Origin of the sequence: Bacillus cereus group sp. MYBK195-1 (genome assembly GCF_051916605.1) — a bacterium.
Lineage (GTDB): Bacteria > Bacillota > Bacilli > Bacillales > Bacillaceae_G > Bacillus_A > Bacillus_A cereus.
Window position 1 is genome coordinate 1 of the sequence record NZ_JBQAGZ010000021.1, and the last position, 2508, is coordinate 2508.

Genomic DNA, 2508 nt, shown 5'->3' on the forward strand with positions numbered 1-2508 from the left:
GTTAAGCTCTCTAGCGCCGATGGTAGTTGGGACCTTGTCCCTGTGAGAGTAGGACGTCGCCAAGCAACTTTAAGACGAGTCAGAATGACTCGTCTTTTTTGTGTTTTATAACTTCTTTTCAAAGCTAAATATTTTGAAGTGCTTCTCGCTTTTCAAAAAGATTTTTGAATACGTAGCTATATAAGTTTTATTCAATTTCTTTCGTGATTTTTTATATGTAATTTAAGATTTTCTATTTTATTTCTTAAAGATAGGATTTATCAGTGTGTTAAAATAGTACAGTTGTTTTTGATGTACTTTAATATAAGAAGATTTAAGTTAGAAAAGGAGATAATATGAAAAAGATAAGTATAATTACTATAGTAGTCTTAGTCCTGCTAGTAATCGTGTATATGTTAGTTGGGAATTATTTTTATAACTATGCATTAAATGCGAAACAAGAAAAGGAATTTTTGCAAGATAATCCTCATTTAGTGGAAACGGTAAATGCGTCGGGAGATGTATTGGCTGCAAATGAAGAAAAGAATGCGAACTTCGTATCGAAGTATAAACCTAACACATTAACTATACGTTCTTTCGATAAATTAAATTTAAAAGGTTATGAATATATGAATGAACCATCTAGTCATAAATGGGCAATTGTAGTTCATGGATATAGTGGTAGAGCATCGGAAATGACGAAATATATTCGTAACTTTTATGAACAAGGCTATAATGTCATAGCACCAGACCTTCGTGGACACGGAAATAGTGAAGGGGATTATGTTGGTATGGGCTGGCATGATCGTAAAGATGTGTTAATTTGGATTCAACAAATCTTAAAGAAAGACCCTAATGCTGAAATAGCTCTATTTGGTGTTTCAATGGGCGGGGCAACTGTAATGATGACTTCAGGAGAAGATTTACCTTCTAATGTTAAAGTTATTATTGAAGATTGTGGATACTCAACTGTTATTGATGAATTTACTTATCAACTAAAAGATTTATTCCACTTACCGAAGTTTCCTGTTATGAATGCGGCAAATACGGTTACTAAATTAAGAGCTGGGTATGATTTAGAAGAGGCCTCAGCTGTAAAACAAGTAGCGAAAAGTAAAACACCTATGCTGTTCATTCATGGGGATGCTGATACATTCGTTCCTTTTGAAATGTTAGATGAAGTATATAATGCTGCAAAAGTAGAAAAAGAGAAATTAATTGTTCCAGGTGCTGGACATGGGGAAGCGGAGAAAGTAGATTCGAATAAATATTGGAATACTGTATGGAAGTTCGTAGGGAAGTATATTCCGGCATAATTAAAGTTGTTGCATTTATATAGACGATAATCGGAGGGATAATAGTTAATCCTTTTGATTATCGTTTTTTTTGTTAATTAGGTATTCTGCTATAAGTGTATTTTTGTATGTACTATATGAAGGAGGTAGAGCGAAAACTTTTGAATTCCTTAATCTCAGTGCTACAATGATTGAAAACTAAAAGTTAATGAGGTGTTTCTATGAAAATTGAAGTTTGGTCAGATTTTGTATGCCCATTTTGCTATATTGGGAAACGCAGATTAGAGATGGCTTTAGAGCAATTTCCGCATAAGAAGGATGTTGAAGTTGAGTTTAAAAGTTTTGAATTAGACCAAAATGCTCCAATCTATTCTGGGACAAGTATTAATGAAGTACTTGCATCAAAGTATGGAATTAGTATTGAAGAAGCTAAGCGTAATAACGTACAGCTAGGAAATCATGCAGCTAGTATGGGTTTAAGTTTTAATTTTGATGAGATGAAGCCGACGAACACGTTTGATGCGCATCGTCTTGCGAAGTTTGCAAAGGATCAAGGAAAAGAAAAAGAGATTACGGAAAATCTACTTTTCGCATACTTCACTGAATCAAGAAATTTAAGTGATGTGGATACACTTGCTACTATCGCTGAAGTTTCAGGTTTAGATAAGCAAGAGGCTTTAAATGTTATTAATGATAAAAATGCGTATGCAAATGATGTTAGAATTGATGAAGCGATTGCTCAGCAATATCAAATTTCGGGAGTACCTTATTTTATTATTAATCAAAAGTATGCTATTTCAGGTGCACAACCACTTGAAACTTTTGTTGGTGCACTTCAGCAAGTGTGGGAAGAAGAGAATCCTGCACCTAAGTTACAAGAACTTTCTTCAGATGGTGGAAGCGATCTTTCTTGTACTGATGGAAGTTGTTCGGCGCCGTAGAAAGAGCAATAGTTTTTATAGTAGAGTAGTACCCCATAGATAGTTCTGTGGGGTGCTTGTATATAACTATAGAAGAAATACATAAGTGAAATCTATAAAATATAAAGTTTTTTAAAAAACGTATTGACGATTATGCTTTAGAGGTGTAATATAGAACAAGTCGCCGATGACAATAACGTCGAAAGCGACAAACGAAATGAAAAACTTAGTTGACATTGAAAGATGAAAATGTTAACATAAGGAAGTCGCAAATGAGCGACCGAGTAGTTCTTTGAAAACTGAACGAAACAAAC

At 33.9% G+C, this 2508-nt stretch carries 2 protein-coding genes; both read left to right on the forward strand.

From position 1 onward, the window contains the following. The first annotated feature begins 335 nt into the window (after positions 1-335). Complete coding sequence (locus tag ACTFRY_RS29605; RefSeq protein ID WP_000723976.1) at positions 336-1295, forward strand: alpha/beta hydrolase; 960 nt, start codon at positions 336-338, stop codon at positions 1293-1295. A gap of 200 nt (positions 1296-1495) precedes the next feature. Continuing rightward, positions 1496-2215, forward strand: a complete 720-nt coding sequence (locus ACTFRY_RS29610; protein WP_098617363.1) for a DsbA family oxidoreductase — start codon at positions 1496-1498, stop codon at positions 2213-2215. Positions 2216-2508 lie beyond the last annotated feature (293 nt).